A 21,484-nucleotide genomic window follows, 5' to 3' on the forward strand; every position below is an offset into this window, starting at 1 on the left:
TCATGACCTTATCCACCGCAGAGCCCCGTACCTTATCCAGGCCCGCTGTTCCTCCCGCCGTGGCCACCACGGCAAGGGTCCTGGGCCGCCGCGCCCTCCAGGCGGCCGGGGTAGTCCTCGTCGTCTCCACCGCCTGCTTCGCCATTGTCCAAAACCTCCCAGGAGATATCGCTTTCCGGATTGCCGCCGGCCGCTACGGCTATGACCAGGTCACCGCTGCGTCCGCCGACAGCGTCCGTGCTGAACTGGGGCTTGACCAGCCGGTCTGGCTCCAGCTCATGGACTGGCTGGCCGGCCTGGCGTCCTTTGACCTGGGCAATTCGCTGGTCACGGGGGCAAGCGTGGCCGGGGAACTTGGCCTTCACCTCTCGAGCAGCCTGCAGCTGGCGGCTGCCGCGCTGGTTCTTGCCTTGATTGTCGGGACCACCGTGGGAGCCCTCGCAGCGGCGCGGCCGGGCGGCCTCCTTGACCGGCTCACCACAGTCTGGGTGTCCGCCGCGCGGGCCTTGCCGCCCTTCCTGCTCGGGCTGCTCCTGATCCTGCTGTTTTCCGTCCACCTGGGCGTGCTGCCGGCCGCCGGCCATGGGGAAGCGAACAACATCGTGCTCCCGGCGGCGACACTCGCCGTCGGCCTCTCCGGGCTGTTCGCCCGGGTAACCCGGGATGCGATGGCGCAGATCCGCCAATCAGACTATGTCCGCTTCGCTGCCACCAAGGGGCTGGGCGGCTGGCTCGTGTTCCTTCGGCACATCTGCAGGAACACCGGCGTGACCCTGATCGCCTACGTCGGCGTGCAGGTCCTGGTTCTCATCGAAGGCGTTGTGGTGGTGGAAAGCCTTTTCGCCTGGCCCGGCCTGGGGCACGCCCTGGTCCATGCAATCTTTTGGCGGGACATCCCCATGATCCAGGCCGCGGCACTGGCGCTGGCGCTCATGGTGGTCGCCATGAATACGCTGGTTGACCTCGCCACAGCAGCTGTTGATCCCCGGCCCCGCCACAAGGAGGCAGTACTGTGACCAACGCCGTCGCCATGCACGAACTTTCCCCGGCACCAACCCAAAGCGCCAACCGGCCGCACTGGGTGGCTGGCCGGACAAAAACACAACTCGTTTCCGCAGCCCTGCTGGCCGCCCTGGCCGTCTTCGCCATAGCCGGGCCCCTGGCCTGGCCGGACCACGCGCTCCAGGACCTGTCCAGGTTCCTGGAGGCACCAAGCCCCGGAGAGCCGCTGGGCCGTGACCACCTGGGCCGCAGCGTCATCGCGCGGCTGGCCCACGCCACCCAGCTCTCCCTCGTGATGGCGGTGCTGTGCGTCAGCGCCGCCCTGCTCTTCGGCACCCTGGCCGGCATAGCGGCAGCATGGCGGGGTGGCTGGGCCGATTCTGTACTCCACGGCCTGTCCGAAGTCTTCATCGCGCTGCCTGCCCTGCTGGTGGTACTCGTCGTCTCAGCCATCGCCAACGGTGACCTCTGGACGCTCTGCCTGGGACTCGCCATGGCGCAGTGGGTGGAGTATTTCCGCATGGTCCGCGCCCGCAGTGGCCTGGTCCTGGCCGGCCCGGCGGTGGAGGCCGCGGGCCTGCTCCGGCTCGGACCCGCACACATCATGCGCCGGCACCTCTTCCCCGAACTGCGGCCGCTGCTGAGCACCATGGCGACCTTCGGCGTCGGCTCCTCCATCCTTGCGCTGTCCACGCTCGGCTTCGTGGGCATCGGCGTCCGGCCGCCCACACCCGAGCTGGGACTGATGATCACCGAAGCCTTTCCCTATTACCACGAGGCACCCTGGATGGCGCTGGCGCCGGTCCTGGTTCTCACAGCCATCCTGATCGGGCTCCTGGGCCTGCGGAGCAAGGAGTCCCGAGCATGAGCCTGCGCCTGAACAACCTCGTCGTAACCCACGGCGGCAAAGTCCTGGTCGAGGCCGACCAACTGGATTTCGAACGCGGGCAACCCGTGACGATCGTTGGTGAGAGCGGCTCGGGCAAATCCCTGCTGGCCCACGCCATCATGGGGACGCTCCCGCCGAACCTCACAGCCCGCGGCACCCTGACCGTGGACGGCCGCTCCTACGACGTCGGCGACCAGTCGAACCGGCGCGGCCTGTGGGGCCGGACCATGTCCCTTCTGCCCCAGGAACCCGTGCTGGCCCTGGACCCCACCATGCGGGCCGGCGAGCAGGTGGCTGAAGGAGCCCTTAGCTTCAGTACGGACAAACGCGGGGCGCGGCGGGCTGCGGATACCCTTCTGTCCTCGCTGCGTCTGGGTAAGGCTTCAAGGGCCTTTCCACACACGCTATCCGGCGGCATGGCGCAGCGGGTGGCATTCGCGGCGGCGACCATCGGCGGCGCTCCTGTTCTCATCGCGGACGAGCCTTCCAAGGGCCTGGACCAGCGCGCCAGGACGGAACTGGCGGAACTGCTCCGGAGCCACCTCGACGGCGGCGGCGTCCTGCTGACCATCACCCATGATCTCGACCTGGCCCGAGGGCTCGGCGGGAAGGTCCTGGTGATGAAGGATGCCCATGTTGTGGAGCATGGGCCCGCCGGGCAGGTCCTGGCACAGCCGGAACATCCGTACACCCGGCGGCTCCTGGCTGCCGAACCCTCCCACTGGAGGCACCCGTGGATGAGGAACCCGTTGGATGTGGCGGAGCGGACAGGCGCCGTTCTGGTCTCGGGAGAGGGCCTCAGCAAGTCCTTCGGCAGCGAGCAACTGTTCAGCGATCTCTCGCTGGAGGTCAGGGCAGGCGAGCGGATTGCGCTAAGCGGTCCGAGCGGAAGCGGGAAGACCACCCTTGGGAATGTTCTGCTGCGCCTCCTTCCGCCCGACACAGGGACGGTGCAGCATGCGGACGTCCTCAAACGGGGCCGGCTCCAAAAGCTGTACCAGGACCCTGCCCTGGCGTTTCCCCCGCGTGTGCAGCTGAAGGACGCGCTGGGGGACGTGGTCCGCCGCCACGGCCTGGACCGCTCCCGCATTGAGGAGCTCATGGGCTCGCTGCGGCTTGCCCCCGAACTTCTCCACCGCAGGCCGGGGCAGATTTCCGGCGGGGAGCTGCAGCGGATCGCCATCATCCGGTCGATGCTCCTTGAGCCCGCCCTGGTCTTCGCCGATGAGCCGACATCCCGCCTGGACCTCATCACGCAGGAAGAAACCATGCGGTGCCTTATGGAGCAGGTGGACCGGCTGGACTGCGCGCTGGTTCTGGTAACGCACGACGACGGCCTTGCCGCCGCTGTGACGGACCGCAGCGTCACGTTGGGGGCGGCTTCGTCGTTGCCGGTGCCGGTACCCGAAGTTCAGTTCGCAGGAGGCTAGTTCTTAATGCGGGTGGCGGAGGGCTGAGGGTCAGGCGTCAACCAGGGCGAGCACGCGGGCCGGGCTGCCGGTTCCACCCACAATCGGCAACGGGGCGACGATGAGCGCTGCACCCACCGGTGGCAGCTTCGCCAGATTCCGCAGCGAGGTGAGGCCGTACTTGTCATTGCCCAGCAGGAAGTGGTGGGCCGGGAATGGGGGCTGCTGCCCGCCGGCGGCACCGGCGTCAATGCCCACCGTTTCCACGCCGACTCCGGACAATGGGGAGTGTTCGCCGATCCACTGGGCGCATTCAACGGTGAATCCGGGGGAGTGGGGATTGCCCTGTTCATCCTTGTTAAGGAAGCTTTCGCGGCTCTGGGAACGGGTGTCCCAGCCTGTCCGCACCAGAAGCCAGCCGTTGTCCGGCAGGGATCCGTGCTCCGCCTCCCATACGCGGATATGGTGGACATCCACTAGGAAATCGGGGTCCGCGGCGGCCTCAGCGGTGACGTCCAGGACAAGAGCAGGGCCCAGTAAACGGCCTGGCTCGATGGATGCTACGTCCTTGCCGTCGCGCCCGGTGGCCCAATGGACCGGGGCGTCCAGGTGCGTGCCGATGTGCTCGCCGGTGTGGATGTTGTGGTGCTTCCAGTAGGGTCCAGGCTCGTTGTACGCGGAGACCTCCTCCAGTGAGAAATCGATGAGGTTGGCAAACGGCGCCGGCAATTCCAGGGTGGGGGTGGCCGCGGAGAGCGGGGTGGTAAGGTCCACCACTTCGGTCCGTCCGGCGGCCATGTCAGCGAGCAGGGTTGCCAGCCCTGCCTGGCGTACGTCATTCACAGCACTTGGTTCCATGAGAGCTCCTCAAATCTTCACCCGCGGGAAGACCGGCGGGGATTGCGTGACTGCCCGCGGTGTACACCTCAGGGCCAATGGCTGCGACGTTAGCACCACGCTGCCGGGGTCCGGAATACTTGCTGGTCCGTCTCCGGCCGGCATACCCGAACACGCATAGACCCTGGCGGTTTAGGCATTCGACGCCCCCGGGTCATGGAGGGAGACTGAGATCAATAGACGTAATCCCCGTCACAGTCACCTACTTCGGCACTAGGAGCAGCGATGTCCCACCCCCAGACCACATTGCCGGGACAACGTCCCGGCGTCCGCCGGTACGTTGTTGCCTCGCTCGTGGGCAATGCGCTCGAGTGGTACGACTTCTTCCTGTACGCGACGGCGTCGGCAGTCGTTTTCGGCCGTTTGTTCTTCCCTGCCGACACTGACCCGCTGGTGGGCACCATGGCCGCTTTCGCGGGATTCGCCGTCGGTTTCGCCGCCCGCCCGCTGGGCGGAATCCTCTTCGGCCACATCGGTGACAAGCTGGGGCGCAAGCACTCGCTGGTCCTGACGCTGACCATTATGGGCATCAGCACGGCGCTGATGGGTGTGCTGCCCACCTATGCGCAGGTGGGGCTGTTGGCACCGGCGCTCCTCATCCTCCTCCGCATCCTGCAGGGCATCGCAGCCGGCGGCGAATGGGGTGGCGGCGTATTGCTGATCAGCGAAAACGCGAACACTTCACGCCGGGGCATGCTCTCGGCATTCAGCCAGGGTGGAATCTCTCTCGGCTTCGTGTTGTCGTCCCTGGCATTCTTCCTGGTCCAGCTGATGCCTGAGCCTGAGTTCCTTGCGTGGGGGTGGCGGCTGCCGTTCCTCGTGAGTGTGGTCCTGCTGGCTGTTGGCGCCTACATCCGCTTCAAGCTCCCTGAGTCCAAGGAGTTTACTGAAGTCCGCGAGAACCGTTCCGAGCACCGCGTTCCCGCACTGGACGCCTTGCGCGCCCACCCCCGCGAAATCCTCATTGCCATGGGCCTGCGCGTCGCTGAAAACGGCGGCTCGTACATCTTCCTCTCGTTCTCCATCGTCTATGGCGTCCACGTGGGAGTGGATAAGGGCCTGCTGCTGTTGGCCGTGGCCGTGTCGATGCTGGTGTCTTTCGGCACCTACATCTTCTTCGGATATCTCTCCGACCGGATCGGCCGGCGCCCCGTGTACGCCTTTGGTGCCGTGGGCATGGGCGTGATGGCGTTCCCGTTCTTCGCAATGATCGACGCCAACACCCCTGCCGTAGTGATCCTTGCCTTCCTCATCGCCAACGGCGTCTGCCACGGAGCCATGATCGGTACGCAGCCGGCATTCTTCCATGAGCTGTTCTCCGCCGAAGTCCGGTACTCCGGCATGGCAATTGCCCACGAAATCGCGGCCGTCTTCGCCGGTGGTGTAGCCCCCTTGATTGCCACTGCCCTCCTGCTGAACTTCAACTCCTCCGCACCTGTTTCGCTGTACCTCATCGGCATGGTCCTGCTGACCCTCATTGCCGTAGCGGCCGCCGGCCGGAGGACGCGCAACGACGACCAGCGCCACGAGGCGGGCCAGGCGACGGCTGAAACCGTCTCCTAAAGGACCGGAAATCTCCCGCCCCTGATCGCAGTCACCAAGAGAGGAACCGACGTGACGGCCTCCATCATCGGGACAGGGCAATCGCCTTACACCCGCCATCCCCAGCCGGGGACGGACACATCCCAAACCATTGCCCGTGCCGTCCGCAACGCATTGCTCGAAACAGGCCTGACGCCCGGCGACGTTGACGGGTTCGCGGTCTCCAGTTTCACGCTCAACCCCGACCACGCCATTGACCTGGCCTGGCGGATGGGCTTCCGCCTCACCTGGCTGATGCAGGACACGAACGGCGGCGCAAGCGCCGGCGGCATGCTCCAGCACGCAGTCCGGGCGATTGAGGCCGGCGATGCCAAAGTCATCGTTCTCGCAGCGGGGGACCTCATGGATACACCGGCCTTCTCACGGCTTGTAGCCACCTATAACCGGGCGACCCAGGACCACCTCGCGCCGCTGCCCATGAAGGGACCGAACGCTCTGTTTGCGATGCTCACCACCCGCCAGATGGAGGCGCTCGGGCTGACGCGCGAAGACTATGGACGAATTGTGATTGCCCAACGCGAATGGGCTGCGGGCAATCCCGGTGCCGTGTACCGGGAAGCCCTCACCATGGACGATTACCTCAATGCGCCGGCTGTCGCCACGCCATTGGGGCGCTACGACTGCGTGCCTCCGGTGACCGGCGCAGATGCCGTCGTCCTTATCGCGGACCCGGGCAACGGCGCTCCGCGGGCAAAGGTGCTCACGGTGCGCGCGTCCTACAACGCCGACCAGCAGGCGGGTGACGGGCTGGAAACCGGCCTCCGGTCATGCGCCCGGGCAGGATGGGAGGAAGCCGGAATCGGCCCGGCGGATATCGGCCTCGCCTGCGTCTACGACGATTACCCCTCCATGGTGGTGGCCCAGCTGGCGGACCTCGGCATCCTGCCGGCCGAGGATCACCCCGCGGATTTCATCAAGCGGCGCATTGCCACCCGGGACCTGCCGGTCAATACCTCCGGAGGCCAGCTCTCCGCGGGACAGGCAGGAGCAGCCGGCGGCATGCACGGGCTCGTTGAGGCAGCCCGCCAGCTGATGGGCACTGCAGGGGAACGTCAGGTGTCCGCCCGCCATGCCGTGGTCAGCGGATATGGCATGGTCCTGTACCGCTACGGCGCCTGTGCCACCATGTCGGTGCTGGAGGCTGCGTCATGAGCGCGATGGTGCAGGAATGCCGCAGCTGCAGCACCCTCCTCTTCCCGGCCCGCCTCTTTTGTCCCTTCTGTGGCGGGGACAGCTTCTCATTGGTTGCAGTGGGACACGGGACGCTGGAGGAAACCACCACCCTGTCTGACGGCATCGTCCTGGCAACCCTGAGCATCGACGGCGGGCCCAGGGTCATCGCCCGCCTCACCGGCCCCGGCGCCGAAGAGGGCCAGATCGTGCCCCTGACCAACGACCCCAACACCACTTCCGGCCTCCACGCCTACATACCTGTCCACTCGACCTTGAATGAGGATCACTCATGACTTCGACACTCGCTGAACGGCGCCAGCGTCCGCTGACCATCCCGGAGATGCTGCTTGAACGCGCCCGGAAATCTCCCACGGCCCCCCTGTTCCGCTGCGGCAACGTCCGCCGGGACAGCCAGGCAATGGTTGATGCCGCAGCCAGCGCAGGAGGAATGCTGCGCAGCGCCGGAATCGAGCGCGGACAGACAGTGGCACTGATGTCCGCCAACCGGCCGGAGCTACTGGACCTGATCCTCGGGTGCGCCTGGATCGGTGCCGTCGCCGTCCCTGTTAATACAGCCAGCCGCGGGGAACAGTTGCGGCACGTGCTGGAGAACTCCCAGGCCTCGCTGGCAGTGGTCGAAGCCGAACTGCTGCCGCATGTCGCCACGGTGGCGCCGGCTGGCCTCGCCAGAGTCTGGGTCATCGACGGACCTGCTCCCGAACTCGACGCGCCCTTCGAGGTCCACCCGATGCCGCAACCGGGGCCTGCCGTGGGAGCAGTGGACACCGCTCCGGCCGAAACCGCAGCCATCCTGTACACATCCGGGACCACCGGAGTGTCGAAGGGCGTGCTCTGCCCGCAAGGCCAGTTCTACTGGTGGGCGGTCAACATGTCGGACCAGCTGGGGCTGCGGCCGGATGACGTCCTGTACACCTGCCTGCCGCTGTTCCACACGAACGCGCTCAACGCCTTCATGCAGGCCGTCGAAAGCGGCGCGGAGTATGTTCTCGGCCCGCGTTTCTCCGCATCGCGGTTCTGGGCTGACGCCTCCTCGGCAGGAGCCACCGTGACGTACCTTCTGGGCGCCATGGTCGGGATACTCGCGGGCAGGGATCCGGGGCCCGGTGACCGGGACCACCGGATCCGGCTGGCCCTCTCTCCGGCAACCCCTGCCCGGCTGGTTGAACCTTTCCGGGACCGGTTTGGAGTGCTGCTGCTCGACGGCTACGGCTCCACGGAAACGAACTCCGTGATCGGATCAACTCCGGATCAGTGGCGCCCCGGCTATGTAGGCAAGGTGCGGCCCGGGTTCTCCATCCGCGTGGTGGACTCCGACGGCGTGCCCGTTCCAGCCGGCGTGCCCGGTGAACTGCTGATCCGCAGCGACCAGCCCCACGCCATGGCCACCGGATACCATGCCATGGCCGACGCAACAACTAAAACATGGCAGGACCTGTGGTTCCACAGCGGAGACCGGGTTGTTATCGACGAGGACGGGTGGGTGCGCTTCGTTGACCGGATCAAGGACGTAATCCGCCGCCGCGGCGAGAACATCTCCTCCGTGGAAGTGGAGCAGGTGCTGCGGCAGCATCCGGCCATCCAGGACGCCGCCGTGTATGCCGTCGATTCGGAGTTGGGGGAGGATGAGGTCATGGCAGCACTCATCCTGCGGGAACCGGTCGATTTCGCCGAGTTGTGCGATTTCTGCGCTCCACGGCTGGCGTCCTTTGCCATCCCGCGCTTCCTGCGCGTAGTGGATCAACTGCCCCAGACCGAAAACGGCAAGGTACGTAAGCAGGTGCTCAAGGCGGCCGGCCGTGAAGCGGCCCAGTGGGACCGGGAAGTTGCGATTCCGCGCCAGCCCGCTGCGGCCGCTGCCCGCTGATCGCTGGAGGGCAAGCCCGTAGGATGAAGAGATGGACCTGCGGGCGCTGCTGACCACCCACCTGAAGCTGCGCCACCTTGTGATCGTGCTGGCCATTGCGGAACAAGGCAGCCTCGTGCGGGCTGCCGAGGAACTGTATCTCACGCAACCTGCACTGAGCCGGGCATTACGGGAAGCCGAGCATGCCGTTGGAACGTCGCTGTTCGAGCGGACCGGACGCCGCATGGTACCCACACCCGCAGGCCAGGTGTGCCTTGAGCATGCCAAGGCAATCGTGGGTCATGTGGGTACCTTGCGCCGCCGGGTGGATGAGCTGACCGACCCGGAAGCAGGCGTGGTCCGCGTGGGTGCACACGTGACCGGCGCGAACCTGCTGATCCCGCGGGCCGTGGCCCGCTTCACTGCTGACAGGCCACGGGTGGAGGTCCTGCTCCGGGAGGCGCCCCCCGAAGCCCTCATACAGGAGCTGGGAAGCGGCGACCTCGACCTGCTTGTCGGCCGGGTTACTGACCATCCCAGTACATCCCGGCTGCGGCTTGTCCCCTTGTACCGGGAGGAATTCCGCGTTGTTGCCGCACGCAGCCATCCCGTGCATGCCCTTGCGGAGGCCTCACTGAAGGACCTCGTCGGGTACCCCTGGGTCGTGCCGCTGGCGCATACACCATTGCGTGACGAACTCGAGGAGAACTTTCGCAGCGCCGGCCTGACCCCTCCCGCCCAGCGGGTGGAATCCGGAACCCCTGCCACCTTGCGCACGCTCGTGGCAGAGGCCGGATTCCTCGCACTGATGCCGGAGTCCATGGCCGTGGCGGAACCCGGCCTGCAGATGCTTGACCTGCACCTCGCCGGACTCGCCCAGCAGGTTGGCATCCTGCTCCACTCGGACAGGCCACTGGCGCCCAACGCCGAACTGCTCGCCGGGAAACTGCGCGAGGTGGGCGACGAGATCCGGCGCGAACTCCTCGTCACCGTCCCCGCAGCAGTGCCGCCCCACGATGCCGCCCTCTGACGGCACACCACCAGCCTCCTTGCTTATTTCATATACTTGACGGCCGTAAATTATCGGCTATACCATCATCTAAGGGTGAGACCAGGCCTGCGCCATCGACGCCGCCGGCTATCCCTTCCGCGCACTGTCCCCAGAAGGAGAAGAGACAATGACTGTTATCACCAGCAGGTTGGGAGGCAGCGACGTGGTTACCCGGGACGATTCGGTTGCCCCTGTGGCCGCCAACGTCAGCGAACTCGTCGGATATACGCTCGCCCGCCTCGGCGTCGGCCACATCTTCGGGGTGGTGGGCAGCGGGAACTTTGTAGTAACCAATGCGTTGCGCCGGGCAGGAGTGCCTTACACCGCCGCCCGCCATGAAGGTGGAGCTGCCACCATGGCCGATGCCTACGGTCGGATGTCCGGAAAAGTGGGCGTCGTCTCCACCCACCAGGGCTGCGGGTTGACCAACGCCGTGACCGGAATCGGCGAAGCCGCCAAGAGCCGCACGCCCATGATAGTCGTCACTGCCGATACGGCCGCCTCCGCCGTGGGATCCAACTTCAAAATTGACCAGGACGCGCTGGCCCGCAGCGTTGGCGCAGTGGCCGAGCGGATCCACTCGCCCCAGACCGCGGTAGCTGACACCGTCCGGGCCTACCGGACCGCAGTCAACGAGCGCCGGACGGTGGTTCTGTCCTTGCCCACGGATGTCCAGGCAGCGCCCGCCCCGGACGGCAGTTCCGTACCGGGACCGCTGGCTCCGCCGCAGCGGTTCGCACCCTCGGACACTGCCGTAGACGAGCTGACAGAGCTCCTCCGGAACGCCCGGCGACCGGTTTTCGTGGCCGGGCGCGGCGGCCGCACGGCAGGGCCCGAAATCGCTGCACTGGCGGAGGCGGCCGGGGCACTTGTGGCAACGTCGGCCGTCGCGCACGGCCTGTTCCAGGGAGACCCGTTCAACCTCGGCATTTCCGGCGGCTTTTCTTCGCCCTTCACGGCCAGGACGATTTCCGAAGCCGACCTGATTGTGGGGTGGGGGTGTGCCCTGAACATGTGGACCATGCGCCACGGTTCGCTGATCGGTGCCACGGCCAAAGTGGTCCAGGTGGACGTTGAGGACCGCGCCCTGGGGGCCAACCGGCCCATTGACTTGGGCGTGCTGGGCGACAGCGCCGAAACAGCGGCGGCTGTGCTGGGAAGGATGCGTTCACTGCAGCACAACCCCATGGGCCTCCGGACTTCCGATATGGCGGAGCGCATCGCAAAGCATGCCCGGTGGAATACGGAACAAACGGAAGACTTGTCTACGTCCGAGGCTATCGATCCCCGCGTGCTGAGCCGGGAACTTGACCGCATCCTGCCGTCCGAGCGCATTGTGTCCATCGACTCCGGCAACTTTATGGGTTATCCCAGCGCCTACCTGTCCGTTCCCGACGAATATGGTTTTTGCTTTACCCAGGCCTTCCAGTCCATCGGCCTCGGTTTGTACACCGCCATTGGTGCCGCCAAGGCGCGGCCTGACCGGCTGCCCGTCCTGGGCGCCGGTGACGGAGGCTTCCTTATGGCCATCTCCGAACTGGAGACCCTGGTCCGCGAGAAAATCCCTTTAGTGGCCATTGTCTACAACGATTCCGCCTACGGCGCCGAGGTCCACCACTTCGACGCCGACGACGATGACCTGGACGTCGTGCGGTTCCCGCAGGTGGACATCGCCTCCATTGCCCGCGGCTACGGCGCTGCAGCCCTCACTGTCCGCTCGGTGGCCGACCTTGACGGCGTCAACGAATGGCTGGCAGGGCCGCGCAATGCGCCGCTGGTCATCGATGCCCGCATTGCTTCCGACGGCGGGGCCTGGTGGCTGGCCGAAGCGTTCAAAGGTCACTGATTGGAGGGCCCGGTCTTTCAAATATGCTTGGAAGGATTGCGGTCCCGACAGAATCGAAAGCCAATCTCATGGTTGACATGCCTGCCCCTTCGCTGCCCCAGCAGCAGCTCATCCTGACGATTTATGGTCTCTACGGGCGCCGCGGGGGCGGGCAGCTTCCCATTTCCGTGCTGATCCAGATGCTGGGCGAGCTGGGCCACGATGCGCCCGGCGTCCGCTCCGCCGTCTCCCGGCTAAAGGCCAAGGGAGTGCTGACGAGCGTCAAAAACGGTGGCGTGGCAAGATACGAGCTCTCCGAACGTTCACTGAAGCTCGTCAGCGAGGGCGACGAACGCATCTTCGCGCCCTACCGCGCAGCCACCGGCGCCCCCTGGGTCCTGGCCATCTTTTCGGTGCCCGAGTCGATGCGCGACCGGCGCCACCAGCTGCGCACCGAGCTGACCAGGCTGGGTTTTGGTTCCATGGGGGCGGGCGTCTGGATCGCTCCGTCCGGAGTGCGGGAGGGCGCACGGAAGCGGCTCGAATCCCGGGGGCTGGACGAGTACGTGGAGTTCTTTACCGGCGACTACTCGTCGGATTCGGACATGCGGGCGAAGGTGGCCCAATGGTGGGACCTGGAGGCCCTGGAGTCGCAGATCTCCGAGTTCATGGACACGTACGGCGGATCGCTCGAGGACTGGACCGCGCTGGTGGGGGATGACCCCGACAAGGCGTTGGCCGCGTCCTCGGAGGATCTTCGACGGGACGCTTTCCGCTACTACGTGCCCATGCTGACCCTGTGGCGGCGCCTGCCCTACCGTGACCCCGGGCTGCCCCTTGAGTACCTCCCGCCGGGATGGCAGGGACCCGAGGCGCGCCGGATCTTCTTCAGCGTGCACCGCCTGATCGCTCCGTTGGCTGAAATGTATGCCATGTCCCTGGTGCAGGAAGCGGAAGCAGCCTAGAGACCAAAAAGCCCGGGAGCCCGAAGAGGATCCGGCTGGCCGCATGGCCGGCCGGATCCTCTTTGCTTTCCCGGGTCAGCGTTCGCTGATGACAGCGATGCCCTGGATTTCAATCATCGCCTCTTTTTGCCACAGGCGGGTGACCCCGATGCCTGCCATCGCCGGATACTGCGAACCCGCCATCTCCCGCCAGATGCGTCCGATCTCGCGGCCGTTGGCCATGTAGTCCTCAACGTCGGTCAGGTAGATGGTCACATTGACCAGGTCCTCCGGCTGGCCGCCTGCTTCGCGCAGCGTGGTGAGGACGTTCGAGAACGCCTGCGTGAACTGTTCCACGATGCCGCCTGGGACGATGTTCATGTCCTTGTCCAGGGCTGTCTGGCCGCCCAGGAACACCGTGTTCCCGGCGAGCATCCCGTGCGCAAATCCGGACGGCTTGGGAAGCGACTCCGGGTTGATTGTCTTGTGGCCCATGCTGTTCCTCCTGGTGTGTGGCTTCGGAAAAAAGTTCCGGAAAGGCTCTGTGCAGATCAATTCCGCCGTGCTACGTTGAGCATATGTGACGATCGTAAAAAAGTCGACACATCATTCTCGAAGGGACAGAATCCATGAAACTCGCCACCTTGCGCACGGCCGGACAGGGAACGACGGCGGCACTCGCCATGGGTGCCGACGCCTATGTTGCCCTCCCGGCCTCCGACGTCGGGGAACTGCTGGCCCGGCCGGACTGGCGGGACCTGGCCCGCGAGGCCGCTGCTGCAACGGATCCGGTACTGATTGAAGGCGGCGACGTGGACTACGCACCCCTTCTTCCCCGAGCGGGCAAAGTCATCTGCTGCGGCCTGAACTACGCTGACCACATCCAGGAGATGGGCAGGGAACTTCCCCAGTACCCCACCCTGTTCGCCAAGTACGCGGACACCCTGGTGGGAGCGACGGACGCCATCGAGGTCCAGGGAAGCGACCGCGTCGACTGGGAATCCGAGCTGGCGGTGGTGGTCGGCACTGAAATCTTCCGCGCGGACGAGGATCAGGCCACAGCGGCAATAGCCGGCTACACCGTCGCCAATGACGTCTCGATGCGCGACTGGCAAAACCGGACAGTGCAGTGGTTCCAGGGCAAGGCGTTTGACGCCACCACCCCCGTCGGCCCCGTCCTCGTCACACCCGACGAGGTTGGCGCAACCTTCGACGTCGTCGGCTACGTCAACGGCGACGTCGTCCAGAAGGGCAATACCGGCACCCTGGTGTTTGGCCCGGCCAAACTGCTTTCCTACATCTCCCAGTTCACCACCCTGCGCCCGGGCGACCTCGTCCTGACAGGAACGCCGGGGGGAGTGGGCATGGGCATGACGCCGCCCCGGTTCCTGAACGACGGCGACGTGCTCACCACCGAAATCACCGGAATCGGACGCCTCGAAAATGTCGTCCGCATCCGTACAACATCAACCAAGGAGTGACCGCAATGAACCAGACAGCCACCGACTACCGCCTCGAAGGCGACAACTCCATCTACGCCCAGGCCGACGGCAAGGTAGTCCCCGTGGTTACCCGCGCCGGTCACGAGGACACCAACACCGCCCAGTCAGGTGACTGCATCCGCGTCTCGGGCGTCAGCATCCAGCACACACCTGCCACCAAGATCTGGTTCGGCCAGGTATCCAACACCCCCGGGTACCGCTCGCTTCCGCACCACCACGGCGAAGCTGAAACCGGCGGCTACGTGCTGCGCGGCCACGGCCGCATCTACTTCGGTGAGAACTACCAGGAATTCCTGGACATGAAGGCCGGCGACTGGGTCTTCGTCCCGCCGTTCATGCCCCACGTAGAGGCAAACATGTCCGTCACGGAGGAACTCGTCTGGCTGACGGCGCGCACGCCGGAAAACCTGGTGGTCAACCTCGACGACGTGGCCGACGAAACCCTCGCCGGCTACCGCAGGGCCTGACCGCGATGATCGCCGGAACCCTGACCTCGGAGACCTTCCTGCGGGCCGTCGAGCTGACGCCCGCCCCGGCAGAGGTCTACGACGAGGCTTACGAGGCTGCCAGCCAGTACGTGCCCTGGCCCAAGGCCTACGGCGGGGACATGGTGGCACAGGCGGCCGCAGCCATGATGCGCTCAGTCGACGGAGACAGGGCACTGCACTCAATGCACAGCTACTTCATGCGGCCCGTCGACGTCGGGGCAACCATCCGCTACGAAGTGGAGCGGCTGCGCGACGGCCGGGGGTACTCCACCCGTACCGTCCGCGGGTTCCAGAACGGCAAGGCTGTCTACGCCGCCATGGGTTCCTTCCAGGTTCCCGAGGACGGCCCGGACTTCCAGCCAAAGGCTCCCGCCGCCGTCGAACCTGATTCCCTGCGCAGTGCCGCAGAGGCACTGGAGGAAGCCACCGGTCCTGCCGCCGACTACTGGTCCACCGGACGCAGCTTCGACATGCGCCACGTACCGGGACCGGTGTACATCGACCTGGAAGGCGGGCCCGTTCCGCAGCAGGCCATCTGGGTCAAGGCCTTCGATTCCTTGCCGGACGATGCCGATCTTCACCGCACTGCACTGGCCTATGTCTGCGACTACACCATCCTGGAACCGCTCCTGAGGGTCAACGGCCTCCACTGGTCCAGCCCCGGACTCGCAACTGCCAGCCTGGACCACTCCATGTGGTTCCACCGCGACGGCCGCGCTGACGAATGGATCCTGTACGCCCAGGAAGCCGTCTCAGCCCAGAGCAACAGGGGCCTGGCCATGGGCCGCTTCTTCGACCGGCAGGGACGGCTCCTTGCCACGGTCGCCCAGGAGGGCATGATCCGCCCCGGCTCCTGACCTGCCACCCACCCAACCATCTGCCTGACGCACCACTGAAAGGAACGGCCATGAGCATGACGCCATCGGCCCACGTGGACACGTTCACCCGCGACCACCTGCCGCCCGCCGACACCTGGCCGGCGCTCGAATTCACCCTCCCCGAACTCCAGTACCCTGAACGGCTTAACGCCGCCGCCGCGCTCATCGACACTGCCGTCGCCGAGCACGGCGCGGACAGGCCGGCGCTGCGGACCCCCGACGGTACCGTCTGGACCTACGGCGAACTGCAGAAACGCGCCAACCAGGTAGCCCAGGTCCTCACCGAAGACCTCGGTGTGGTCGCCGGGAACCGCGTGTTGCTGCGCGGACCGAACAATCCGTGGATTGTGGCCGCCTGGCTGGGCGTGCTGAAGGCCGGTGCAGTAGTTGTCACCACGATGCCTATGCTGCGTTCCAGCGAGGTCGCCACCCTGATCCAGCTCACCAGGCCCGTGGTGGCCATCTCCGACCACCGCTTCGTGGAGGACCTCGAGGCTGCCGCCGGTGAGGTCGCGGTTGTGAGCTATGGAGGGCCCGACGGCGGCGACTTCACCGCGCGCTGCGCCGCCAAGAGCGGGACGTTCTCAGCGGTGGACACCGCCGCCGACGACGTTGCACTCCTGGGTCCGACGTCGGGCACCACCGGCGTGCCGAAGGTGACCATGCACTTCCACCGGGACATCCTGGCCAACGCCGACACCTTCGCCCGGCACATCCTGCAGCCCACCGCCGACGACGTCTTTGCCGGGTCGCCGCCCCTGGCCTTCACCTTCGGGCTTGGCGGACTGGTGGTCTTTCCCCTGCGGTTCGGGGCATCCTCACTGCTCACCGAGAAGGCGGGCCCGGTGGAGCTGGCCGAACGCGCAGCAGCTGCGGGAGCGACTGTTTTCTTTACCGCTCCCACCGCCTACCGCGCCATTCTCAAGGAAGGACGGGGCGACCTCCTCCGCAACCTGAGGATCGCCGTCTCCGCTGGTGAGCACCTGTCCAAGGAGACGTGGGAAGCCGTCCATGAGGCCACCGGACTGCGGCTGGTCAACGGCATCGGCTCCACCGAGCTCCTTCACGTCTTCATATCAGCGGCAGGCGATAACATCCGGCCGGGAACCACAGGCAAGGCAGTCCCGGGCTACCGGGCCACCATCCTGGACGACGACGGCAACGAACTCGGGCCCGGGCACAACGGGCGCCTGGCTGTCATCGGTCCCACCGGCTGCCGCTACCTGGACGACCCGCGCCAGTCCAAATATGTGGTGGGGGGCTGGAACGTCACAGGCGACACCTTCTCCATGGACGCGGACGGCTACTTCACCTACCAGGCCCGGTCCGACGACATGATCGTCTCATCCGGCTACAACATCGGCGCCCCCGAGGTGGAAGCTGCGATAGACCAGCACCCGGATGTGGTGGAGAACGCCGTCATCGGCCGGTCCGATCCCGACCGGGGAACCGTGGTCTGCGCCTTCGTGGTGCTGCGCGACGGCGTCAACGGTGACGCCGCCAAATGCAAGGAGATCCAGGACTTCGTGAAGGCGACCATTGCGCCCTACAAGTACCCCCGCGAACTCCGCTTCGTCACCGAGCTGCCCCGCAATCCCAGCGGCAAGCTGCAGCACTTCAAGCTCCGCGACAGCCTCGCGGGCGAAACCCAACTACTGACTGCCGCCGGCCAGTGCCAGGCATAAAAAGGAGCAAGACCATGAAAATCGCCATTGTTGGAGGCGGCCCCGGCGGCCTGTACTTCGCAGCCCTGATGAAGCAGCTCGACCCGTCCCACGAGATCACCCTCTGGGAACGCAACGCAGCGAACGATACCTTCGGGTTCGGCGTCGTCTTTTCAGACGAAACGCTCGGCGGTATCGGCAACGCCGATCCCGTTGTGGCCGAATACATGAGCCGCCGCTTCGCCCGCTGGTCCGACATCGACGTCCACTTCGCCGGGCAGACGATCAGCGTGGGCGGCCAGGGCTTCGCCGCGATGAGCCGCAAGGAACTCCTGGAACTGCTCCAGCGCCGCTGCGCCGAACTCAACGTGGACCTGCGCTTCCAGACGATGGCCCCCGCCATCGAGGAACTCGAAGCGGACTATGACCTGGTGCTCGCCGCAGACGGCGTCAACTCCCAGATCAGGGCAAAGTACGCTGATGCCTTTGGCCCTGACCTGGATCCGCGCACCAACAAGTACATGTGGCTCGGTACGGACCAGGTCTTCGAAGCCTTCAAGTTCTTCGTGAAGGAAACCGAGTGGGGCGTCATGCAGATCCACGGTTACCCCTATTCGGACGAAGGTTCCACGTTCATCGTCGAAATGCATGAGGATGTGTGGCATGCCGCCGGCTTCGACGAGACCGCCAACGAGGTCTTTCCCCCTGGCGTCTCGGATGAAAAGGCCATCGCCAAGGTCCGCTCCATTTTTGCCGAGGAACTGGACGGCTATGAAGTGCTTTCCAACAACTCGAAATGGCTGAACTTCAACACCGTCCGCAACCGCAGTTGGCGCAAGGACAACGTGGTGCTGCTCGGCGATGCCGCCCACACCGCACACTTCTCCATCGGCTCGGGCACCAAGCTGGCCATGGAAGACTCCCTCGCGCTGGCCGCCTGCCTTCACGAACACCAGGACCTTGAGTCCGCCCTGTCCGCGTACGAGGCGGAGCGCCGCCCCGTGGTCGAATCCACCCAGCGGGCCGCCCAGGCATCGCTTGAATGGTTCGAACGGATCGGCCAGTACAAGGACCAGGACGCCACCCAGTTCGCGTTCAACCTGCTGACCCGCAGCCGCCGCATCACCCAGGAGAACCTGCGCCTGCGGGACCCGGAATTCGCTGCTGACGTGGAGCGGCATTTCGCCCAGTCCCAGGGACTCACCCAGGCAGCGCCGGCCATGTTCCAGCCCTTCCGCATTGGCGGACTGGAACTGAAGAACCGGGTTGTGGTGTCTCCCATGGACATGTACTCCGCCGTCGACGGGATACCCGGCGACTTCCACAAGGTCCACCTCGGGTCAAAGGCCCTGGGCGGTGCGGGCCTGGTGATGACCGAAATGGTGTGTGTCTCAGAAGCCGGCCGGATCACGCCAGGCTGCACCGGACTGTACACGGACGTGCAGCGGGACAGCTGGAAGGAAATCGTGGACTTCGTGCACAGCCAGTCCACTGCCAAAATCGGAGCCCAGATCGGCCACTCAGGCCGCAAGGGCTCCACCAAGCTCATGTGGGAAGGAATCGACGAACCGCTGGAGGCCGGAAACTGGCAGGCCGTGGGCCCATCTGCGGTCTCCTACGGTCCGCGGAACCAGGTTCCCCTGGAGCTGGACCGCGCCGGGATGGACTCGATCAAAGAGGAGTTCGTCGCCGCAACGCTGCGGGCCGCGGAAGCAGGTTTCGACCTGCTTGAGGTGCACGCTGCCCACGGCTACCTGCTGTCCTCGTTCCTTTCGCCGGTTTCCAACCGGCGGACCGACGAGTACGGCGGCAGCCTGGAGAACCGGCTGCGGTTCCCGCTGGAAGTGTTCGACGCCGTCCGGGCCGCCTGGCCTGCCGGCAAGCCGGTGACGGTCCGCATCTCCGCGACGGACTGGATCGACGGCGGCAACACCTCCGACGATTCGGTCGGGATCGCGCGGGCATTTGTGGCACACGGTGCGGACGGCCTGGACGTGTCCACCGGCCAGGTTGCCAAGGAAGAAAAGCCTGCCTTCGGCCGCAGCTACCAAACGCCGTTTGCCGACCGCATCCGCCAGGAAGTGGCCGCCCCGGCAGGCGCGGCCGTCATCGCCGTCGGCGCCATCTCCACCTACGACGACGTCAACTCCATCCTCCTCGCCGGCCGCGCCGACCTCATTGCCCTGGGCCGCACCCACCTGTACGACCCCCAATGGACCCTGCACGCTGCCGCGGAGCAGGAATACCAGGGCACCGGCGCCACCTGGATTCCGCAGTTCCGGGCCGGCCGCCGCAAGCCGCCGAGCTCCCGCACCGACGCCGTACGTCCCCGCCTGTCCCTCCTGAAGGAACCAGATGCCGCAACCTCCACTCCCCATCTTCGCTGGACTCCCGCGTCAGCCGCTGCATCGGTTCTGGTGAAGTAGCCATGGCCGCCGCACCCGCTACCAACTGGAACGTCCCCAAGCGCAGCACCGGCGTTGTCCTCTTCTGCTGCTGGCTTGCCATCCTGGCCGAGGGCTACGACGTCGGCGTGCTCGGCGCCATCCTTCCCGCCCTTGCCGAGTACAAGGAATGGAACCTGAGTCCGCTTGCCCTGGGCGGCCTGGGCTCCTATGCGTTGATTGGAATGCTGATCGGCGCGCTGTTCATCGGCACGCTCAGCGACCTCGTCGGCCGCAAGAAGATGCTGCTGGCCTCGATGGCCATCTTCACCCTGACTCAGGCAGGCGCAGCATGGGCTCCCACCCCTGAGCTGTTTGGCCTGTTCCGCCTCATCGGCGGCCTGGGCATGGGCGGTGTCATCCCCGTGGCAGCGGCGTTGACCATCGAATATTCGGCCCCGAACAAGCGCTCCTTCAACTACGGGCTCATGTACTCCGGCTACTCGCTGGGGATCGTGGCAGCCGCACTGGCCGCCCTGTTCGTCCTGCCCCTTGGGGGCTGGCGTGCCGTGATCGCCATAGGCGCCGCACCGGTGGTCCTTCTGCCGGTGATCTGGAAGCTCCTGCCCGAATCGCTGGAATACCTTGAGTCCAAGGGCCGCAGGTCGGAAGCGAAAGCGCTGGCGGCGAGGCTTCGGATCACAGACTATGCACCCGTGGCTGCGCCGGCAGCGGCCACAGCGGGTGCAGCGGCGGAACCGTGGTGGCGGACAATCACCACCATGTTCTCCCGCAAGTACCTGCGGTCCACCGTCTTCTTCTGGATTTCCCTGTTCTGCGGACTGGTCCTTGTCTACGGCCTCAATACCTGGCTGCCGAGCATCATGAAGAAGGCCGGCTACGATCTCGGCTCATCCCTCACATTCCTGCTGGTCTTCAGCCTTGCGTCCGCCATCGGCGGTCTCCTCCTCGGCCGCGCCGCAGACAAGTACGGCAAGAAGCTCATCCTGGTGGTGTTCTACATCCTTGGCGGGCTGGGCATCATGCTGCTGGTCTTTCCGAACACCATGGTGGTCAACCTGCTCTTCGTCGCCTTCGCAGGCGTTGGTTCCATCTCCACATCCCTGGTTCTCACTGGCTACATCGCCGACTACTACCCGGCAAAGGTGCGTGGCACCGCCACCGGCTGGGCCTTGAGCTTCGCCAGGCTCGGCGCCATCTCCGGACCCTTGATCGGCGGCTGGATCGCCGGTTCGAAGCTGCCGTTCGAGGCCAACTTCGCGATCTTCGCCGGGATCGCGGTGCTTGCCGCCGCGGCGGTGGCAATGATTCCCAAGCCGCAACCCGAGCCGCCGGTTGTCTCGACTACCGCCGATGGCGACCCGGACGAAGAGGTCGCCGGGATCGGCGCACGCTAGGAGCATCATGGAGCACGGTGGAATGCGGGGGAGTGCCCCTTCAGGGAGTATCGGAACCCCGGACACGCATTTTGCGGAGGCAAGCGTTGAACGGATCGTGGAGTGGGTGGATACCGATGCTTCGGGCCACCAGCACAATTCGGCCATTCTGCGGTGGGTGGAAGCAGCCGAAGGGGAACTGTTCCGTAAGCTTCAGCTGCCCGACTACTTTCCCAGCGCCCCCCGCGTTCAGCAGGTGGTCAATTACACGGCCAAGCTGTGGTTCGGCCAGCGCGTGAGGGCAACAGTGAAAATCACCGCGCTTGGCCGGACCTCGCTGACCATGGGCTTCGAAGTCCGGGGTGAAGCTACCGGTGCTCCCGGTGGCGCAACGCCGCAGTCTGGCACCGTGGCCGCGTTCGGCACAGTCACCACAGCACACGTCCCGCCCGGAGCTTCCACCGCACAGCCCTGGCCTGAGCACTTCGTCAGGGCTGTGCAGGGCACGGCGTAGC

At 65.8% G+C, this 21,484-nt stretch carries 19 protein-coding genes; 17 read left to right on the top strand and 2 right to left on the bottom strand.

Annotated elements, in window-relative coordinates:
- Positions 1 to 2: 2 nt before the first annotated feature.
- Genes DXK94_RS00360 through DXK94_RS00370 form a run of 3 tightly spaced genes read left to right on the top strand, consistent with a single transcriptional unit; the run spans position 3 to position 3,321 of the window.
- A complete protein-coding gene (locus DXK94_RS00360) occupies positions 3 to 1,016 on the top strand; it encodes an ABC transporter permease (protein ID WP_115523344.1) in 1,014 nt (337 codons plus the stop codon).
- Positions 1,013 to 1,870: an ABC transporter permease gene (locus tag DXK94_RS00365; RefSeq protein ID WP_220272941.1), complete on the top strand. Its 858-nt coding sequence runs from the start codon at positions 1,013 to 1,015 to the stop codon at positions 1,868 to 1,870. Before DXK94_RS00360 ends, DXK94_RS00365 begins: the two co-directional genes overlap by 4 nt.
- Positions 1,867 to 3,321, top strand: coding sequence for an ABC transporter ATP-binding protein (locus DXK94_RS00370; protein WP_115523345.1), 1,455 nt, complete (start codon positions 1,867 to 1,869; stop codon positions 3,319 to 3,321). The genes DXK94_RS00365 and DXK94_RS00370 overlap by 4 nt, the downstream gene beginning before the upstream one ends.
- A gap of 30 nt (positions 3,322 to 3,351) precedes the next feature.
- Here the strand turns inward: DXK94_RS00370 and DXK94_RS00375 are convergent, their stop codons facing one another.
- Positions 3,352 to 4,158 carry a cyclase family protein gene (locus DXK94_RS00375; protein WP_115523346.1) on the bottom strand — a complete coding sequence of 269 codons (807 nt, stop codon included), beginning with the start codon at positions 4,156 to 4,158 and terminating at the stop codon, positions 3,352 to 3,354.
- Positions 4,159 to 4,422: 264 nt separating this feature from the next.
- Between DXK94_RS00375 and DXK94_RS00380 the strand changes: the two genes are divergently transcribed.
- From DXK94_RS00380 to DXK94_RS00410, 7 genes are all read left to right on the top strand, one after another.
- Positions 4,423 to 5,760, top strand: a complete 1,338-nt coding sequence (locus DXK94_RS00380; RefSeq protein ID WP_115523347.1) for an MFS transporter — start codon at positions 4,423 to 4,425, stop codon at positions 5,758 to 5,760.
- A 51-nt stretch (positions 5,761 to 5,811) separates the two neighbouring features.
- Positions 5,812 to 6,951 carry a thiolase family protein gene (locus DXK94_RS00385; protein WP_115523348.1) on the top strand — a complete coding sequence of 380 codons (1,140 nt, stop codon included), beginning with the start codon at positions 5,812 to 5,814 and terminating at the stop codon, positions 6,949 to 6,951.
- Positions 6,948 to 7,265 (top strand): Zn-ribbon domain-containing OB-fold protein, encoded by a 318-nt coding sequence (locus tag DXK94_RS00390; protein ID WP_115523349.1) that lies wholly within the window; start codon positions 6,948 to 6,950, stop codon positions 7,263 to 7,265. Before DXK94_RS00385 ends, DXK94_RS00390 begins: the two co-directional genes overlap by 4 nt.
- Positions 7,262 to 8,857: an ATP-dependent acyl-CoA ligase gene (locus tag DXK94_RS00395; RefSeq protein WP_258868380.1), complete on the top strand. Its 1,596-nt coding sequence runs from the start codon at positions 7,262 to 7,264 to the stop codon at positions 8,855 to 8,857. The genes DXK94_RS00390 and DXK94_RS00395 overlap by 4 nt, the downstream gene beginning before the upstream one ends.
- Positions 8,858 to 8,888: 31 nt before the next feature.
- Complete coding sequence (locus DXK94_RS00400) at positions 8,889 to 9,866, top strand: LysR substrate-binding domain-containing protein (RefSeq protein ID WP_115523350.1); 978 nt, start codon at positions 8,889 to 8,891, stop codon at positions 9,864 to 9,866.
- Positions 9,867 to 10,014: 148 nt separating this feature from the next.
- Positions 10,015 to 11,733, top strand: a complete 1,719-nt coding sequence (locus DXK94_RS00405; protein ID WP_115523351.1) for a thiamine pyrophosphate-binding protein — start codon at positions 10,015 to 10,017, stop codon at positions 11,731 to 11,733.
- Between the two features lie 68 nt (positions 11,734 to 11,801).
- Entirely contained in the window at positions 11,802 to 12,677 is an 876-nt protein-coding gene (locus DXK94_RS00410; protein ID WP_115523352.1) for a PaaX family transcriptional regulator C-terminal domain-containing protein, read from the top strand.
- A gap of 75 nt (positions 12,678 to 12,752) precedes the next feature.
- Here the strand turns inward: DXK94_RS00410 and DXK94_RS00415 are convergent, their stop codons facing one another.
- On the bottom strand, positions 12,753 to 13,151 hold the full coding sequence (locus tag DXK94_RS00415) for a RidA family protein (RefSeq protein WP_115523353.1): 399 nt from the start codon (positions 13,149 to 13,151) through the stop codon (positions 12,753 to 12,755).
- A gap of 134 nt (positions 13,152 to 13,285) precedes the next feature.
- Between DXK94_RS00415 and DXK94_RS00420 the strand changes: the two genes are divergently transcribed.
- From DXK94_RS00420 to DXK94_RS00450, 7 genes are read left to right on the top strand one after another with little or no spacing between them, the layout of a single operon-like run.
- On the top strand, positions 13,286 to 14,137 hold the full coding sequence (locus DXK94_RS00420) for a fumarylacetoacetate hydrolase family protein (RefSeq protein ID WP_115523354.1): 852 nt from the start codon (positions 13,286 to 13,288) through the stop codon (positions 14,135 to 14,137).
- Positions 14,138 to 14,142: 5 nt separating this feature from the next.
- The gene (locus DXK94_RS00425; RefSeq protein ID WP_115523355.1) at positions 14,143 to 14,625 is read left to right on the top strand and encodes a cupin domain-containing protein; all 483 of its coding nucleotides are present in this window, start codon (positions 14,143 to 14,145) and stop codon (positions 14,623 to 14,625) included.
- Between the two features lie 5 nt (positions 14,626 to 14,630).
- Complete coding sequence (locus tag DXK94_RS00430; RefSeq protein ID WP_115523356.1) at positions 14,631 to 15,503, top strand: acyl-CoA thioesterase II; 873 nt, start codon at positions 14,631 to 14,633, stop codon at positions 15,501 to 15,503.
- A 50-nt stretch (positions 15,504 to 15,553) separates the two neighbouring features.
- A complete protein-coding gene (locus DXK94_RS00435; RefSeq protein WP_115523357.1) occupies positions 15,554 to 17,209 on the top strand; it encodes an AMP-binding protein in 1,656 nt (551 codons plus the stop codon).
- 14 nt (positions 17,210 to 17,223) lie between these two features.
- On the top strand, positions 17,224 to 19,614 hold the full coding sequence (locus tag DXK94_RS00440) for a bifunctional salicylyl-CoA 5-hydroxylase/oxidoreductase (RefSeq protein ID WP_115523358.1): 2,391 nt from the start codon (positions 17,224 to 17,226) through the stop codon (positions 19,612 to 19,614).
- A gap of 2 nt (positions 19,615 to 19,616) precedes the next feature.
- Positions 19,617 to 20,990: an aromatic acid/H+ symport family MFS transporter gene (locus tag DXK94_RS00445; protein ID WP_115523359.1), complete on the top strand. Its 1,374-nt coding sequence runs from the start codon at positions 19,617 to 19,619 to the stop codon at positions 20,988 to 20,990.
- A 7-nt stretch (positions 20,991 to 20,997) separates the two neighbouring features.
- Entirely contained in the window at positions 20,998 to 21,483 is a 486-nt protein-coding gene (locus tag DXK94_RS00450; protein WP_258868381.1) for a thioesterase family protein, read from the top strand.
- Position 21,484 lies beyond the last annotated feature (1 nt).

Source organism: Arthrobacter sp. RT-1 (assembly GCF_003367205.1).
In the GTDB taxonomy this organism is placed as follows: domain Bacteria; phylum Actinomycetota; class Actinomycetes; order Actinomycetales; family Micrococcaceae; genus Arthrobacter.

Bases quoted from the DNA above. Each gene is read 5' to 3' on its own strand.
- DXK94_RS00370 (WP_115523345.1), top strand. From the start codon at position 1,867: ATGAGCCTGCGCCTGAACAACCTCGTCGTAACCCACGGCGGCAAAGTC.
- DXK94_RS00400 (WP_115523350.1), top strand. From the start codon at position 8,889: ATGGACCTGCGGGCGCTGCTGACCACCCACCTGAAGCTGCGCCACCTT.
- DXK94_RS00375 (WP_115523346.1), bottom strand. From the start codon at position 4,158: ATGGAACCAAGTGCTGTGAATGACGTACGCCAGGCAGGGCTGGCAACC.
- DXK94_RS00390 (WP_115523349.1), top strand. From the start codon at position 6,948: ATGAGCGCGATGGTGCAGGAATGCCGCAGCTGCAGCACCCTCCTCTTC.
- DXK94_RS00430 (WP_115523356.1), top strand. From the start codon at position 14,631: ATGATCGCCGGAACCCTGACCTCGGAGACCTTCCTGCGGGCCGTCGAG.
- DXK94_RS00360 (WP_115523344.1), top strand. From the start codon at position 3: ATGACCTTATCCACCGCAGAGCCCCGTACCTTATCCAGGCCCGCTGTT.
- DXK94_RS00420 (WP_115523354.1), top strand. From the start codon at position 13,286: ATGAAACTCGCCACCTTGCGCACGGCCGGACAGGGAACGACGGCGGCA.
- DXK94_RS00415 (WP_115523353.1), bottom strand. From the start codon at position 13,151: ATGGGCCACAAGACAATCAACCCGGAGTCGCTTCCCAAGCCGTCCGGA.
- DXK94_RS00450 (WP_258868381.1), top strand. From the start codon at position 20,998: ATGGAGCACGGTGGAATGCGGGGGAGTGCCCCTTCAGGGAGTATCGGA.
- DXK94_RS00380 (WP_115523347.1), top strand. From the start codon at position 4,423: ATGTCCCACCCCCAGACCACATTGCCGGGACAACGTCCCGGCGTCCGC.
- DXK94_RS00445 (WP_115523359.1), top strand. From the start codon at position 19,617: ATGGCCGCCGCACCCGCTACCAACTGGAACGTCCCCAAGCGCAGCACC.
- DXK94_RS00435 (WP_115523357.1), top strand. From the start codon at position 15,554: ATGAGCATGACGCCATCGGCCCACGTGGACACGTTCACCCGCGACCAC.
- DXK94_RS00425 (WP_115523355.1), top strand. From the start codon at position 14,143: ATGAACCAGACAGCCACCGACTACCGCCTCGAAGGCGACAACTCCATC.
- DXK94_RS00440 (WP_115523358.1), top strand. From the start codon at position 17,224: ATGAAAATCGCCATTGTTGGAGGCGGCCCCGGCGGCCTGTACTTCGCA.
- DXK94_RS00395 (WP_258868380.1), top strand. From the start codon at position 7,262: ATGACTTCGACACTCGCTGAACGGCGCCAGCGTCCGCTGACCATCCCG.
- DXK94_RS00410 (WP_115523352.1), top strand. From the start codon at position 11,802: ATGGTTGACATGCCTGCCCCTTCGCTGCCCCAGCAGCAGCTCATCCTG.
- DXK94_RS00405 (WP_115523351.1), top strand. From the start codon at position 10,015: ATGACTGTTATCACCAGCAGGTTGGGAGGCAGCGACGTGGTTACCCGG.